The organism is Bacteroidota bacterium (assembly GCA_016711505.1).
Taxonomy (GTDB): domain Bacteria; phylum Bacteroidota; class Bacteroidia; order AKYH767-A; family 2013-40CM-41-45; genus JADKIH01.
The window spans coordinates 210,189-225,019 of record JADJSV010000017.1; the positions used below are offsets into that span (position 1 = coordinate 210,189).

Sequence of the window (14,831 nt, forward strand, 5' to 3'; positions counted from 1 at the left end):
AAGTGAATCATGCAGAATCAATGATATGATCACTATAAATGGTACAAATATTTTACTAGGATATGATAATGATGGAATTTTTTTTATGACAAAGATCGACTTTGATGGCAACCCTCAATCCATAAAATCATTGACTTCCTCTCAAGGAGCTGATCTAAGATTTATTGATAAAACAGACTCAACCATCCTTTGGACAGCCAATTTTAGCTTACCACTTTATAACAATGTAATTATAGCCAAAACGGATACAGCAGGAACTTTTTTATCTGGCCAAATTTTAACGAATACTAATTATCTTGGAACATACGATTTTGTGAGTCTTGGTAATGATGGGTTTTATTTACTTGGAAGCATATATGATAATACTCTTTTTATCTCATTTACTTCAGTAGTAAAATGTGACATGTCGGGAAATATAATTTGGAGTAAGCAATATGATCTGATTTCACAGGGAAAAATTAGTGCTGACAAGACCATTTATAATGGGATGATTATATGTTCTGATATTCGTGATTCAATTACAAATAAGACTGTTTTATTAAAAATTGACTCAATTGGAAATATAGAATGGAATAAGGTCTACTCGACACCACTTCCAGGAAATATCACTCAAACAAAAGTAGTAAGTGTACCTGAAAGTGGTTATGCGGTTTCCGGCTGTATAGATGAATCATTTGGCAAATATGCCTTTTTGTTTAAGACAGATCTTTCAGGAAATATTCAATGGGCAAATAAATATGAAGGATCGTATGAATACGTTCACAGTATTTGTGTAACATCAGATTCTGGATTTGCATTGAGCGGTTCAACTAATGGATTCGGAGGCTCGAGCACTGGCACAACAAGCTTTTTAGGAAAAACTGATTCATTAGGACAACTTGGTTGCTTTGATTTAACTTTAGTTATCGATACAAATTCAATCCAAATCAATTCAACAAACATAAGTTTTACATCCTCTCCTTACACACTCGTAGGTACAGTACGTACATTTCCTTCAACAACAGATGACACTGGTGTCTTTCTTTGTTCGTCTACGTTAATAACTTCGGAGATAGAAAAACCATTTTCTACAATTTATCCAAATCCAATTCATGATAATGCCACACTAGTACTTTCGCAAAATGAAAGTTATACGTTTATTGCCTATGATGTTTTTGGGAAATCAACTTTCGAGAAGAAGATAAATTCTATAAAGTCGGAACTCGATTTCAGTCAGCTCCCAAATGGAATCTACTTCTACCAAATAAGCAATTCAGAAAATAATTTTACAGGAAAATTTATTGTTGCGCATTAAATGGAGTGTGAGTTTGAGTGTGGAGTGTGCAGTACTCGCTTTCAAATAATCCAGCTCGCGTGACCCTTGACCCTTGAACTTTGACCTAACTAAATTTAAAGCGACGACACAATCCCTACCGACTTCTTATGCGCAATATCCAGCAGCGCTTGTTGCGTCAAAGGTTTTTCAAGTTGTCCGGCTACAAAAGTATTTTCAAAAATTTTCTTCAAAGCATCAGGCTTATTGAAAACGGACAGGACAATGATCTTAGATTTTTTTGTGATGAAATCAGGAAGTGTTTTGAATTCTTCTACGAAATCATAACCACTCATCATTGGTAAATGCATGTCAAGAAAGATCCAGTCGGGAGCATATTCCGGTTTGGTGCATTCTTCACGTAAAATTCTGATGGCTTCTTCTCCTGTGCCACTGATCATGATATCAGCGACAAAATTTGTTAACTGCATCAATCGACGATTTACCAATACATCGATCTCACTGTCGTCGATAATTAATGCACGTTGAAAATAAAATCCGGTTGATGCCATTTGTTTGTTTAACCGGTTAAAGATACCAAATTCTTCGTGAATTGTGAATCGTGAATTGCGAATCGAAAAAAGCTATGAACAGAGAGTGTTGGTAATTCTTGTGATTGGTAAGTGGTGAGTAGCATCGGCTACAGGATTTGAAAATATTTTCATTAATCAAAACAGAAAGAGGTCATTGGAAATTCCCAACAACCTCTTTCTGTTTTATTTTATAAAGAAAGTAAACGTTTAGTAACTGATGCTAATCACCACTTACTATTTACTACTTATTCAAATGTTAATAGCATCCAACACCGGTTTATTCAACGGCTTGTTAAGAAACTTGTAAACGTAACGACTTTGATTAGCGCGGTTCAGATCTTTGAAACTTTCTGAAGTGGAAAGCATGATGATCTTTGATTTACCTTTCACTTCTGTCTGAAGTTTGTCGAACTCTTCCAGAAAAGCAAAGCCATCCATTCCCGGCATCATGATGTCAAGAAAAATAACGTTGGGAAGTTTGTCGGGACTCGTTGCTAACTTTCTCAATTCTTCCAATGCAGCTTGCGCTGACTGATGAACATAAACGTTCGATGCGAATTGCTCATTCTCCAGTAACTTTTTGTTGATGAAATTATCTAACTCATTGTCATCAATCAACATCACTGAAGGGTAACGTGTTCCTGAACTCATACATTCGGTTTTTTTAGACGAATTCGGTTTACGTTGTGGGGGGCGAATTGTTACAAGCCTGCGGCTTGGTGAGTAGTAAGTGGTGAGTGGTAAGTGGCACAGCTTTCAAATTGAAAGTGTATTTCTAAAATTCAGATCGTAATTGGACAAAAAAAAAGAAGCAAAGGCCCAGTTTTGCTTCTTTTAACAATACATGAAATTATCTTTGATAGTTATTCAAACGTCCTGTCTTGGTTGCCGTAATTCGAATTGCGGATTTGACCTTTGACCTTTGACCTAACTTTTTTCTTTTCGATTTTTAATTTTAACTTCTCTTCTAACGCCGTTTAGTTAAAATCGTTACACTCGACATTAATATACCACCGTGACAGCGCCAATCTTGCCTTTGGACTCCAGTCCTTTAGCGAAAACTTGCACCACTTAAGTGCCGGTTTCGACGGGTTCGCCCTGGTATTTTCCATCCCACTGATTTTTTGCAGTGGTCGATTCAAAGATCACAGTTCCCCAACGATTGTATATCAACAAATGGTAATCCTGAATACCTTCGCCTTTCACACCAAACATATCATTCAGGCCATCACCATTCGGAGTGAATGCTGATGGAATGTAAATGCTCAATGGTGGAATTACCTCTGCATAATTGGAAGTACTACGAATAGTAGTGTCGCCTTTTTTATAACCGGTGACACGGTAGATCTTATTGTCTAAGACATTTTGCGCTCGTCCTTCTCCGATAAAAGAAAGCAGAAGAGCTCCAATTGTAACGATGCGTATTAGTGTGTTCATGTTCATATTAAAAAGGTTACATGCAAATTAAAAATATAGCACCTCCGCGCGGGTTACATGGCCCTTGGTCCTTGCAGTTGTAAGAAAAATGCCTTTTTGTTGTATAAACGCAGAAAATCGCTAAAATCGGCCCGAAATTTTGGAATAAATTGATGTCTTCATAAAATTGAGGGAAATGTGTTGTAATTTTGCACTCAAATAATCTTATAAATATGCCTTATCCGGAATATATCTGCGCTCCAATGCGCGATGAGTTAACAAGTGTCGGCTTTCAGGAACTAAAAACCCCTGAAGATGTCGATAATTCTATCCCAAACAGTGAGGGAACAGTATTATTAGTAATGAATTCAGTTTGCGGCTGCGCTGCAGGAACTGCCCGTCCGGGTGTCCGTCTTTCATTGAATGCCGGTAAAAAGCCATCAAAACTGATGACCGTTTTTGCAGGACAGGATCTTGAAGCTACTTCACAAGCAAGAAAATATACTTTTCCTTATCCGCCTTCATCACCGGCAATTGCTCTGTTTAAAGATGGAAAATTAGTACACTTTATAGAGCGTCATCATATCGAAGGCCGCAGCGCAGAAATGATCGCTGAAAATTTGAAAATGGCTTTCGACGAGTTTTGTTGAGTGATTCTTTTAACACAGAGAACATAGAGGAAAAAAGGGAGAAAAAGGAGAATTGTTTGTTCTCTTTTTTTCTCCCTTTTTTTCTTAGTGCTCTCCGTGTTTAATTTTTTTAAGCGTTAAAATTTTTTTAAAACAGATTGTATCACTACTTACTTCTTCCCAAAATACTCCGGATACTTCGCCTCTATCGGACCATTGATCACACGATAAACTTTTTCTTTTAAAACATCGAGATCATTTTCTGTTAACCCGATCGTAGGAATCGGATCGTGCAAGATCACATGTGCAATACCGGGATGACCAATGCGACGATAAAAATCATCCGGCAGCAAAAGCCAGTTATTCATAAAAGTAATGGGAACGATCGGAACTTGTTTTTCTATTGCCAGTCTGAACGGTCCGTTTTTAAACCGACCCATAACCGGTCCCGTGTGATGAATTGTCCCTTCAGGAAAAAGAGTGATGCTGATCTTTTTCTCCAGATCGGAGGCCGCCCTGAGAAATGCCCGATGCGAATCTTTCCGGCTCTTTCTGTTTACAGGAATATTCATCCGGTCGAAAAAATGTCTGAACAATGGCACCCGGCGTAATTCTGCTTTCCCCATCGTATGAAAATAGACAGGTATTGATATGTAAATCAACATGATATCCAAATACGACGTGTGATTTGGACAAAATACATACGACTTATTCTTATCCAGCTTAGAGCTTTTTTCAATCTTATAAAAGATCCCAACCGGCCAGATGATCAGGTGAGCCCAGATCTTTTTTAGCGTAAAAACATATTTAAACCAGCTTTTGCTCCTCAAAAGGATAAAAAATACCGGAAAAAAAATAAAAAAAGTGATTACGGCATTGGTGAAGAAGAGTGATCGCCACAGCCACTGAAAAGGAAAAAGGAGGTATTTTACTATATTTTGCAGAATTTTACACTTTTATTCATGCGAAGGTAGTTAACCAAAACCGATCTGAGGTTAACACAGGTTCATTTCTTCAAATAATGAACACAATTGCCTGAATCTCTTGACCGAAAAGTATTTTTTTTTACCTTTGTCCCCCTTGTAAAAAGGAGGTTTGAAACAATGAGTGGCGCACGGGAATATGTAATCAATTACGGAAGTCTACCATTCGGCGAACATGAGTTCGAGTTTCATGTCAGTGATTCGTTCTTTCAAAAATTCGAAAACTCACTTGTTCAGAAAGGTGACATCGATGTCTTAGTTGTCTTAGACAAAAAAGAAGCAATGATGTTGCTTGACTTCACAATGGAAGGACACATTATCGTTGAATGCGATCGTTGTCTGGAAGATCTTGAACTACCAATCGATTCTTACGATGAGTTGATCGTAAAATTCGGTGACTCAGAAGAAACTGAAACCGAAGAAGTGATTGTAGTTTCTCCGAAAGAATATGAACTGGATGTTTCGCAGTATATCTACGAATACATTTCACTTCAACTTCCGATGAGAAATGTGCATGATGAAGAAGAGAACGGTCAGACTTGTGATCCGGAAATTCTGAAAGCACTTGAAAAACTTCAACCGCAACAGGAAGAAACTCCACCGGAAGATCCGCGTTGGGATGGTTTGAAAGGAATAAACTTGAATTAAATCCCGCAGGGACAAAAAATTAAATACAATATAATACAGAAATAAAATGCCAAATCCGAAACACCGACACTCGAAATCCAGAAGAGATAAAAGAAGAACTCATTGGAAAGCTGAAGTTCCTACTATAGCTACGGATCCTACTACAGGACAACCTCACCTTTTTCACCGTGCTCACTGGCATGATGGAAAACTTTACTATAAAGGTAAAGTGGTGATGGAAAAAGAAAATGCGTAATATAAATTAGATTGCGTTTGAAAAGCAGTTGTGGGAATTTTTCGTTTCCGCTCAACTGCTTTTTTTAATTATAATGGTCTGATGGTTTGTTAATAGAAGGATGTTCATTTATCCATCATTTTTAGACGAGTACCTGTCAACAAATTCATTACTTTCGTTATACTCTTAATTCAGGAAAAGCAAAGATGAAAATCGGTATAGATATTATGGGTGGCGATTTTGCGCCGGAACAAACAGTACTTGGTGCGATCGAAGCTCGTAAAGAACTTCCTACTAACGTGGAACTTGTTCTGATCGGCGACAGAGATGCAATGCTGCCAATCTTTCAACGAGAAAATTTTTCTGCTGATAAATTTACGATCGTTCATTGTACTGAAGTAATTGGTATGGGCGAACATCCTACCAAAGCAATACAACAAAAACCAAATTCAAGTCTTGCAGTAGGTTTTCAATTACTGAAAGAAGGAAAAATAAATTCATTTGCATCTGCAGGAAATACGGGTGCAATGCTCGTCGGTTCTATGTTCAGCGTAAAAGCTATTCCCGGAATTCATCGTCCTGCAATTACATCGCCGCTTCCGAAATTTAATGGTGGCTGGGGAGTAATACTGGATGTTGGTGTAAATGCCGATTGTAAACCGGAGATCCTTCAACAATTTGCTACACTGGGCTCTATCTATGCAGAAAGTATTCTGAATATTAAAAACCCTTCTGTTGGTTTAATGAGCATCGGTGAAGAAGAAGAAAAAGGAAATTTACTGGTTAAAGAAACTCATCAGCTTTTAAAATCTATGTCGACGATCAACTTTATCGGAAACGTTGAAGGCCGCGATCTTTTTAATGAAAAAGCCGATGTAGTAGTATGTGATGGCTTTACAGGAAATGTTATTCTTAAAGAAGCAGAATCTTTTTATGCAATGATCCGCAAACGCGGAATCCGCGATGAATATTTCGACCGTTTCGATTTTGAAGATTACGGTGGTACACCTATTCTTGGTATCAATTCAAATGTGATCATCGCTCACGGAATCAGCAAAGCAAAAGCGATTAAAAATATGATCCTTCTTTCTAAAAACGTGATTGATGCAAAGCTTTCTGAGAAGATAGCGAATGCGTTTACAAAAGAAACTGTATAATTTGTAGATAATATTTGGGTCAAGGGTCATAGAATTTTTAGATAATATTTGGGTCAAAGGTCAAAGGTCATTAGTACCTTTTAACCCTTGACCTTTGACCCAAATCTCCTTATAGAAATGGTAAAACCACCATTGTCAAGAGTCACAGGTCAGTTAATACCTACTTAACTTTTGACCCTTGACCTTTGACCAAAATCATCCTACAGCTCGCATCGGTCATTTCAAAATTGAATAAAACAACTACATTTGCCCCTCAATTTAATAAGATAAACATGTCGAAAATTACTGCTGCAATCACGGCTGTTGGAGGTTATGTACCGGATTACATTCTGACGAATGCTGAACTGGAAAAATTGGTGGATACTACTGATGAGTGGATCACTTCCAGGACCGGAATTAAAGAGCGTCGAATTTTAAAAGGTGAAGGTCTCGGTACTTCCGATCTTGCTGCGCCTGCAGTACTGGAACTTTGCAAAAAGCGTGGCATCGATCCAATGGAAATTGAGCTCTTGATCTGCGCTACCACAACTCCCGATCACCAGTTTCCTGCGACTGCAAATATTATTACCGATAAAATCGGAGCAAAGAATGCATGGGGATATGATATCTCTGCTGCATGTTCCGGTTTTCTTTATGCATTAGCAACCGGTTCTAAATTCATTGAATCAGGACAATATAAAAAAGTTGTAGTTGTTGGAGCTGATAAAATGTCGAGCATCGTTGATTACTCTGATCGCTCAACGTGTGTGATCTTTGGTGATGGTGCAGGTGCTGTTTTACTTGAGCCAAACACAGAAGGATTAGGAATTCTTGACAGCATTCTAAAAAGCGATGGATCAGGTCGTGTTTACCTTCATCAAAAAGGTGGTGGATCTGTTCGTCCGGCTTCTCATGCTACAGTTGATGCCGGTGATCATTATATTTTTCAGGACGGACAACCGGTTTTCAAATTTGCTGTAACTAATATGGCTGACGTTTCTGCTGAGATCATGGAAAAAAATAATCTCAAAGCAGAAGATGTTGCCTGGCTTGTTCCACATCAGGCCAACAAAAGAATCATTGATGCGACAGCACGTCGTATGGGTGTTGGCAGTGAAAAAGTAATGTTGAATATTGAAAAATACGGTAACACTACCAGCGGTACTATTCCACTTTGTCTCTGGGAATGGGAGAAACAACTCCATAAAGGCGATAATATAATCCTTGCCGCTTTTGGTGGTGGGTTCACCTGGGGCAGTATCTGGATCAAGTGGGCATATTAAAATAGGTCAAAGGTCAAGGGTCAAAGGTGATTAAGAGCACGGTTCTCGGTCACCTTTGACCCTTGACCTTTGACCAGCTTCCTTAATACGACCAATAATCCCCTATCTTTAAACAATTTGCAGAAAAGCAAGCCTTTTATTCCCGGAAAAGTTCAAAACGGTTTTGTTTTTTTTGCAAAAATCATTAGGTTTGGTATTCTAAAGAATTTTGGGAGTCTGCAAACTCAAGCCCAATTAACTAAATTTCAGAATGAAACAGAAAACAACCGTTGCTAAAACTAAAAATGCAACAGAACCGACAATGAACATAAAAGACATCGAAAGTTTAATAAAATTTGTACAGAATAGCGGCGTCGCAGAAGTTAGCTTAGAGCAAAAAGATATCAAAATCACTATCCGTACAACTCACGGACAAATGATGATGGCATCAGCTCCGTCGACTTCTGCTCCTGTTCAGCACTATGTTGCTGCGCCAGCTGTCGCTCAATCAGCTGCCAACTCTACTCCACCGGCAGCCGATAAACCAAAATCCGGTGCTGATGAATCCAAATACATTACGATCAAATCGCCAATGATTGGAACTTTCTATCGCACCCCTTCACCTGACAAACCGGTATTTATTAATGTCGGTGATGAGATCAAACAAGGTAAAGTTCTTTGCATCATTGAAGCAATGAAATTATTCAATGAGATCGAATCAGAAGTTTCCGGTAAAATTGTAAAAGTGCTTGTTGACAATGCTACTCCTGTAGAATATGATCAACCACTTTTCCTTGTAGACCCAAGCTGATCAGAACTTCAGCAGAATTTAAAATTCTGCTCTTTTTAAATACACTTTCAAAAGCTGTATCAATTATTACTCCCACAAATTTGAAACATCTCTATGTTTAAGAAAATTTTAATTGCTAACCGTGGTGAAATTGCTTTGCGAATCATTCGTACCTGCAAAGAAATGGGAATTAAAACGGTTGCCGTTTATTCTACTGCCGATAAAGACAGTCTGCATGTTCGTTTCGCAGATGAAGCTGTTTGTATCGGTCCTCCACCCAGTAAAGATTCATATCTGAATATTGCAAGCATCATGGCTGCGGCTGAAATTACTAATGCAGATGCAATACATCCCGGTTATGGTTTCCTTTCAGAAAATTCTAAATTCAGTCAGATCTGTGAAGAGCATGGCGTGAAATTCATTGGCGCAACACCTGAACAGATCGATCAGATGGGTGACAAGTCGAATGCAAAAGACACAATGAAAAAAGCGGGAGTTCCTACAATTCCCGGAAGCGAAGGACTTTTAACTGACCTTAAAGAAGGATTGAAGACTGCAAAAAAGATCGGATATCCTGTGATCATAAAAGCAACTGCCAGTGGTGGTAATCGTGGTATGCGTATCATCTGGAAGCCGGAAGATTTCGAAGGACTGTGGGATTCTGCTCGTCAGGAAGCCGGAGCTGCTTTTGGAAATGATGGTATGTATCTTGAAAAATACATTGAAGAACCAAGACATATTGAAATTCAAATTGCCGGTGATCAATACGGAAAAGCTTGTCACCTAAGTGAACGCGATTGTTCTATTCAACGTCGTCACCAGAAACTTACTGAAGAAACTCCATCACCGTTCATGACGAATGAACTTCGTGAAGCAATGGGTGAAGCTGCTATCAAAGCTGCATTAGCTGTGCAATATGAAGGTGTAGGTACGGTAGAATTTCTTGTCGACAAACACCGCAAATTCTATTTCATGGAAATGAATACGCGGATCCAGGTAGAACATCCTGTAACGGAAGAAGTGATCAACTATGATCTTATAAAAGAACAGATCAAGATCGCTGCCGGTATGCCGATCTCAGGAAAAAATTATTTCCCTTCTCTGCATGCAATCGAATGCCGTATCAACGCTGAAGATCCATATAATAACTTCCGTCCTTCACCGGGTAAGATCACTGTCTTACACGTTCCCGGCGGACACGGAGTACGTGTTGACTCGCACATTTATGCAGGCTATATCATTCCTGCGAATTACGATTCAATGATCGCCAAACTGATCACTGTTGCGCAATCACGCGAAGAAGCAATCAATACAATGGAACGCGCATTAAGCGAATTTGTTGTTGAAGGTGTAAAAACTACAATTCCATTTCATCAGCAACTGATGCGTAATGAAGATTTCCGTAAAGGAAATTATACTACGAAGTTTATGGAAACGTTTGTACTTGAAGAATAGAAAATGGTAATTAGAGATTAGTAACTAGATATACTTTCTTGATACTGGTTATTAGTTGAAAAGATATTTTGATTAGCATGAAACACAAAAATGAAAGCCGCTCCGCAATTTGGAAGCGGCTTTTTTATTGATAATTATTTTGCACGGCCCTTAAGGGCCGTGCAAAATAATTATCAATACTCCTGATACTGCGAATACAGCCTTTGCAAATATGATTTCCCTTTCAACAATAATGAATCCTTTTCAATTGTTGTCATAGGGCGCGAGTGATTAACTACTCTTTCTGTATTGTATGAATATGCAACCCATTTAGCATCTTCAACAAAACCAATTGTTTCCTCGAACTGATAGAATGCATATGACTGCGTGAGAGGGTTCAATAAATTTTTACTCCACTTGTATGCAGTTGCATTGATTGCCATCTGATAAAGTAATGTTGCAGGAACATCATGATGTCCGCCGGCCATGTGAATTTTTGTACCTCTGTATTCCGGTTTGATGACTTCTCCATAAAACAACAATGGAATTCTTCTGCTATGCGGTTCGAGAATTAAACTGTGGCTTGGTAAATAATGTCCGTGATCTGCGAGGATCACAAATAATGTATTTTTAAACCAAGGTTGCTTTGATGCTTTCCTGATATAATCGCCCAGACAAGCGTCTGAATAGGCTGCGGAGTTGCGGAATTTATCAGGTTCACTGTTACCGGGAATTCTTGGTTCACCCGGAACATCAAATGGTTCGTGATTACTCAATGTCATCAATGTTGAAAAGAATGGCTCCTTGACTTTCGAGATTTCTGCAAGATGTTTTTCAAATAGAAATTCATCGGCAACTCCCCATCGACTTAGTCCAAGACCCGGATCGAAATTTTCTTTGTTGATGATCTTGCTGAATTTTTGTGTGACGCAATATGCATCCAGATTAGAAAAATTACCTTCACCGCCATAATAAAAAGAAGAAGTATAATCAAACAATGCCAGCGTCTTTACAAGTGAAGGTAACCGCATTGACTTTTCACTGGAACGCATAATAGAATGATAAGGTGTGGCAGGCCAGCCATTCAAGACGGACACTATTCCCTGATCAGTACGTGTTCCGGTAGCAAAGATGGAATCAAAAAATACTCCGTGCTTAATCAGCTCTTCCAGATTAGGATCTGTACGTTTATCTCCACCCAGAGAAGCAACAAGATCTGCTGTAAAACTTTCGAGAAGAATCATTACAACATTTGGCCGCTGAGTTGTGAGCACTTGCGGGAAAGTCTCATAAGAAACCTGAAGCAATTTATCCACTATGGGATCAGCTGTTTCAACAGGAATTTTTTGAAATGGATTGGATGTTGAAAGTCCGGCCGTGTAGACGTCATACGATAAATGCCACACGGGATTTACTGCTGATTGATTTAAGAAATTATTCTTCGAATAATAAACCAGACTCTCATTCATTGGCAACATCTGCACTCCACCTCGGATCCCAATCACTGTAAGTCCGATAGTAATTATCAAAGCACCAAAACGGACAAAATAATTTGATGTGCCTGCATCAAATTGCATGTAGAAATATTTCCGGAAAATGAGAATCGTTCCTGTTAGCAGTATGAACATTCCTATAATTACACCAACAGACTGGCCGGGAGATAATGATGAAAATACTTCTGTCGGATCAACCAGATACGAAACAGCTCTGAAATTGATCATTGAATTCCAGAAATGGTAAAGAGCCACATTTCCTGCGACGACATGAATTACAACTATTATCAGAAATGCATGAATCCAGAAATTTATCCGGCTGAAAATTCTTTTTGGAAAAAATGAGAAGAGTATGTGAAGTAATAAAGTCGGTATTAAAAAATAACACGACATTGAAATGTCCATTCTTAAGCCATAAAAGAAAGAAGGAGTAGAATCTTTTAATGTAACACTTCCATCGTCAGGAATATTCACAAGCAGGAATACAAGACGCCATAATGAAAAAAAGATCACATAGAATAATGTGATCTTTAAATAGGTTAAAAGTGTTTTTTTCAAGTGACTTCTCGGTTTAACCGGAAGTCTGCTATCACTCTTTTACAAGTCGTAGTTTAGAAACCTCCGGGCCATTTTCCAGTGTTACAAAATAGACACCTTTTGCAAACTGTGCAACATCTATCGGCAATCTATTTATCCCTTCATGAACAGTCCACCCCTTTTCGAATATAATTGCACCCATTGCATTCATTATGCGTACGGGAATTACTTTTTCAGAAGAAATGTATAACACTACTTCAACATTCGCTGTCGCCGGATTGGGCTGAATTGTACAAAGTTGTTTTGAAGCTGCAAATTTGACCGGTAAGATATCGGAATATGTAAACTTGCCATCGAAGTCAACTTGCTTTAAACGATAATATGATGTCCCTGTAAGCGGTTCAAAATCCGTCAGATTATATTCCAATGTTTGAGTGCTTGTTCCGCCACCGCGCATTTTATGTATAGATATAAATTCGCTTCCATTCGAACTCCGTTCTATTTCAAAATAATCGTTATTAATTTCTGTAGTGGTGATCCAGTTCAACCGGACTGATGAATTTTCAGGCTCAGCATTGAATGTCAATAATTCAATTGGCAATGGAACCGCACAATCAAGCGAAGCACCATTTGACAGGATCCAGTTCAAAGCGAAACCATTTCCACCCGGACTCCATTTACTTACAACAACAAGATATGTTTCGCCGGCATTTACTGCGATCTCATCAGCAAAACCATTTCCTTCTGCGCCTTCTGTTTGATCGCTACCGTTATTTCCTGTTCCTGTATTTGTCGATAAATTCAAGGTTGAATTCATTCCTGTATTCGGGTAAGAAGACCAGTTTGCAGCATAAGAACAACGGACCGGAGAACCCAATGTACCGCAATTTGGATAAGGACCATAAAATGCAAAATCATAATCATCAGTACTGGTATTAGGCACCAGAGTAAATCCGAGTTTTCCACCCGATACTACTTTTATTGCATACCAGTTGGTATAATTTTCTGTTGGAATACATCCTGCTGTTATATCAGAAGAAAGTCCCGGACCAAAGCTTGCATCCGTGATCGATTGATTATCACACACAGTAGTTGCTCTGATACAATCGAAATTTTCTGTACCAACAGGTGCTGATGGAAATGGCACACAGTCGATGGTAGCTACCCAACCTGCAGCATTTGTAAATGTACTGGAATAAAACCTGAAGGTCAGACAACCGCTTTGATCTGTAGAAATGTATGGGCCCATACCTGCAGCCATTGTTGCTGCATAAGATGAGTAAGTTCCACTCCATACTGAATTCGAACCGAATTCAGGACTATTCTGTGTTGCTCCATTTAATACAGAAAGCTCATCAACGCCTGACTGAGTTGCAAATGACCAGAATGAAACACGCAACGCTGTTCCTCCGGTTTCAGGACAAAATGTTCTGTAGTAATTTCCAATGCCGTTAGAATAATTCGACGATGTACCGCCATCATCAGTAAATGTAAAGCCGCAATCATTTACCATTTGCGCTCCGGCAAAACTTCCTGCTATTCCTGAAGTTGGTTGGGTATAATCTGCTATTGCAGCAGGAGCTGTCGGACATGTTACGCAGGAAATTATAGCTGCCCATCCATTTGCACGATTACTTCCATCAGTTTTGAATCTGAACGTCAGACTTCCGCTTGTCGATATGATTCGTGGAGGAAATGTAGTTCCGCTCCATACTCCGATTCGTGTTGCTGAAGTTGATGCACCGTCAAAAATAGTGAGTGTATCTTTTCCTGACTGAGTCGAGAAAGAAGTAAATTCAACCTGAAGACATGTACTGTTATTAGAAGTAAATGTTTTTACAAAATTTTCATTGTGATTGTATTGACCTGATGGTCCTCCGCTGTCGTAGAAATTTGCATCACAAGTACTGACTGAAGTATTGTTCATGTTGTAAGATGAATTACAAGTTACACATGAAAGACTGATAGCCCATCCGGATTTATTCTGTGAATTGTTGCTGACAAATTTGAATGTCAAACAACCACTGGAAGCGACAAGATCTGCCGGCACACTATTTCCCGAAAAAGTTCCCAGCAATGGCGCAGAAGTATTTGATCCATCATATACAGAAAGTACATCATTCCCGGCTTGTGTATTGAAAGCAGTAAAGTCCGCCATAATACATCCGGATGTTGCACAAAAAGTTATTGTGTAATTTTGATTTCCGGAATAATTACTGCCACTACCACCGGAATCATAGAATGTTCCTGAACAGGTATTAACAGTAGTTCCATTCGAAGTTGAATTTAGAACATACTGCGCTGATGCCATTTCAACAAATAGCATAAGCAAGGCGAAAACGCCAATGTATTTTTTCATAGAGATAAGATTCATTGCCCAACACGGACTATTACAATCTTATTCTATGGAGAAACAAAGATATTGTTATCTGAAAATGACCAGT

The 14,831-nt window shown here is 38.8% G+C and carries 14 protein-coding genes; 8 read left to right on the top strand and 6 right to left on the bottom strand.

Going from position 1 to position 14,831, the window contains the following annotated elements; genetic code table 11:
* Nucleotides 1–25 precede the first annotated feature (25 nt).
* Nucleotides 26–1,294, top strand: a complete 1,269-nt coding sequence (locus tag IPL24_14480; GenBank protein ID MBK8364816.1) for a T9SS type A sorting domain-containing protein — start codon at nucleotides 26–28, stop codon at nucleotides 1,292–1,294.
* A gap of 95 nt (nucleotides 1,295–1,389) precedes the next feature.
* On the opposite strand, the gene IPL24_14485 is transcribed toward IPL24_14480, so the two are convergent.
* The 3 genes from IPL24_14485 to IPL24_14495 form a co-directional block, all read right to left on the bottom strand.
* Nucleotides 1,390–1,824: a response regulator gene (locus tag IPL24_14485; GenBank protein MBK8364817.1), complete on the bottom strand. Its 435-nt coding sequence runs from the start codon at nucleotides 1,822–1,824 to the stop codon at nucleotides 1,390–1,392.
* Between the two features lie 270 nt (nucleotides 1,825–2,094).
* Entirely contained in the window at nucleotides 2,095–2,496 is a 402-nt protein-coding gene (locus tag IPL24_14490; protein ID MBK8364818.1) for a response regulator, read from the bottom strand.
* Nucleotides 2,497–2,916: 420 nt separating this feature from the next.
* On the bottom strand, nucleotides 2,917–3,282 hold the full coding sequence (locus IPL24_14495) for a gliding motility-associated C-terminal domain-containing protein (GenBank protein ID MBK8364819.1): 366 nt from the start codon (nucleotides 3,280–3,282) through the stop codon (nucleotides 2,917–2,919).
* Between the two features lie 206 nt (nucleotides 3,283–3,488).
* On the opposite strand from IPL24_14495, the gene IPL24_14500 reads away from it, so the two are divergent.
* Nucleotides 3,489–3,911 carry a BrxA/BrxB family bacilliredoxin gene (locus IPL24_14500; GenBank protein ID MBK8364820.1) on the top strand — a complete coding sequence of 141 codons (423 nt, stop codon included), beginning with the start codon at nucleotides 3,489–3,491 and terminating at the stop codon, nucleotides 3,909–3,911.
* Between the two features lie 149 nt (nucleotides 3,912–4,060).
* Here the strand turns inward: IPL24_14500 and IPL24_14505 are convergent, their stop codons facing one another.
* Nucleotides 4,061–4,720: a 1-acyl-sn-glycerol-3-phosphate acyltransferase gene (locus IPL24_14505; GenBank protein ID MBK8364821.1), complete on the bottom strand. Its 660-nt coding sequence runs from the start codon at nucleotides 4,718–4,720 to the stop codon at nucleotides 4,061–4,063.
* Nucleotides 4,721–4,993: 273 nt separating this feature from the next.
* On the opposite strand from IPL24_14505, the gene IPL24_14510 reads away from it, so the two are divergent.
* The 6 genes from IPL24_14510 to accC all read left to right on the top strand — a co-directional run bounded on the left by IPL24_14510 (nucleotide 4,994) and on the right by accC (nucleotide 10,378).
* Entirely contained in the window at nucleotides 4,994–5,521 is a 528-nt protein-coding gene (locus tag IPL24_14510; protein MBK8364822.1) for a DUF177 domain-containing protein, read from the top strand.
* 46 nt (nucleotides 5,522–5,567) lie between these two features.
* On the top strand, nucleotides 5,568–5,756 hold the full coding sequence (gene rpmF / locus IPL24_14515; GenBank protein MBK8364823.1) for a 50S ribosomal protein L32: 189 nt from the start codon (nucleotides 5,568–5,570) through the stop codon (nucleotides 5,754–5,756).
* A 185-nt stretch (nucleotides 5,757–5,941) separates the two neighbouring features.
* Nucleotides 5,942–6,892, top strand: coding sequence for a phosphate acyltransferase PlsX (gene plsX, locus IPL24_14520; GenBank protein ID MBK8364824.1), 951 nt, complete (start codon nucleotides 5,942–5,944; stop codon nucleotides 6,890–6,892).
* Between the two features lie 272 nt (nucleotides 6,893–7,164).
* Nucleotides 7,165–8,154 (top strand): ketoacyl-ACP synthase III, encoded by a 990-nt coding sequence (locus IPL24_14525; GenBank protein MBK8364825.1) that lies wholly within the window; start codon nucleotides 7,165–7,167, stop codon nucleotides 8,152–8,154.
* Nucleotides 8,155–8,455: 301 nt separating this feature from the next.
* Nucleotides 8,456–8,944, top strand: coding sequence for an acetyl-CoA carboxylase biotin carboxyl carrier protein (accB, locus tag IPL24_14530; GenBank protein ID MBK8364826.1), 489 nt, complete (start codon nucleotides 8,456–8,458; stop codon nucleotides 8,942–8,944).
* Nucleotides 8,945–9,037: 93 nt separating this feature from the next.
* The gene (gene accC / locus IPL24_14535; protein MBK8364827.1) at nucleotides 9,038–10,378 is read left to right on the top strand and encodes an acetyl-CoA carboxylase biotin carboxylase subunit; all 1,341 of its coding nucleotides are present in this window, start codon (nucleotides 9,038–9,040) and stop codon (nucleotides 10,376–10,378) included.
* A gap of 173 nt (nucleotides 10,379–10,551) precedes the next feature.
* Here the strand turns inward: accC and IPL24_14540 are convergent, their stop codons facing one another.
* Nucleotides 10,552–12,408, bottom strand: a complete 1,857-nt coding sequence (locus IPL24_14540) for a sulfatase-like hydrolase/transferase (protein MBK8364828.1) — start codon at nucleotides 12,406–12,408, stop codon at nucleotides 10,552–10,554.
* Nucleotides 12,409–12,439: 31 nt separating this feature from the next.
* Nucleotides 12,440–14,746, bottom strand: a complete 2,307-nt coding sequence (locus IPL24_14545; protein ID MBK8364829.1) for a T9SS type A sorting domain-containing protein — start codon at nucleotides 14,744–14,746, stop codon at nucleotides 12,440–12,442.
* Between the last annotated feature and the right edge of the window lie 85 nt (nucleotides 14,747–14,831).

What these genes read in the sequence shown, in the direction of transcription:
- accC (MBK8364827.1), top strand. Translation starts at nt 9,038, where the DNA reads ATGTTTAAGAAAATTTTAATTGCTAACCGTGGTGAAATTGCTTTGCGA.
- IPL24_14525 (MBK8364825.1), top strand. Translation starts at nt 7,165, where the DNA reads ATGTCGAAAATTACTGCTGCAATCACGGCTGTTGGAGGTTATGTACCG.
- IPL24_14510 (MBK8364822.1), top strand. Translation starts at nt 4,994, where the DNA reads ATGAGTGGCGCACGGGAATATGTAATCAATTACGGAAGTCTACCATTC.
- IPL24_14480 (MBK8364816.1), top strand. Translation starts at nt 26, where the DNA reads ATGATCACTATAAATGGTACAAATATTTTACTAGGATATGATAATGAT.
- IPL24_14545 (MBK8364829.1), bottom strand. Translation starts at nt 14,746, where the DNA reads ATGAAAAAATACATTGGCGTTTTCGCCTTGCTTATGCTATTTGTTGAA.
- plsX (MBK8364824.1), top strand. Translation starts at nt 5,942, where the DNA reads ATGAAAATCGGTATAGATATTATGGGTGGCGATTTTGCGCCGGAACAA.
- rpmF (MBK8364823.1), top strand. Translation starts at nt 5,568, where the DNA reads ATGCCAAATCCGAAACACCGACACTCGAAATCCAGAAGAGATAAAAGA.
- IPL24_14490 (MBK8364818.1), bottom strand. Translation starts at nt 2,496, where the DNA reads ATGAGTTCAGGAACACGTTACCCTTCAGTGATGTTGATTGATGACAAT.
- IPL24_14495 (MBK8364819.1), bottom strand. Translation starts at nt 3,282, where the DNA reads ATGAACACACTAATACGCATCGTTACAATTGGAGCTCTTCTGCTTTCT.
- accB (MBK8364826.1), top strand. Translation starts at nt 8,456, where the DNA reads ATGAACATAAAAGACATCGAAAGTTTAATAAAATTTGTACAGAATAGC.
- IPL24_14485 (MBK8364817.1), bottom strand. Translation starts at nt 1,824, where the DNA reads ATGGCATCAACCGGATTTTATTTTCAACGTGCATTAATTATCGACGAC.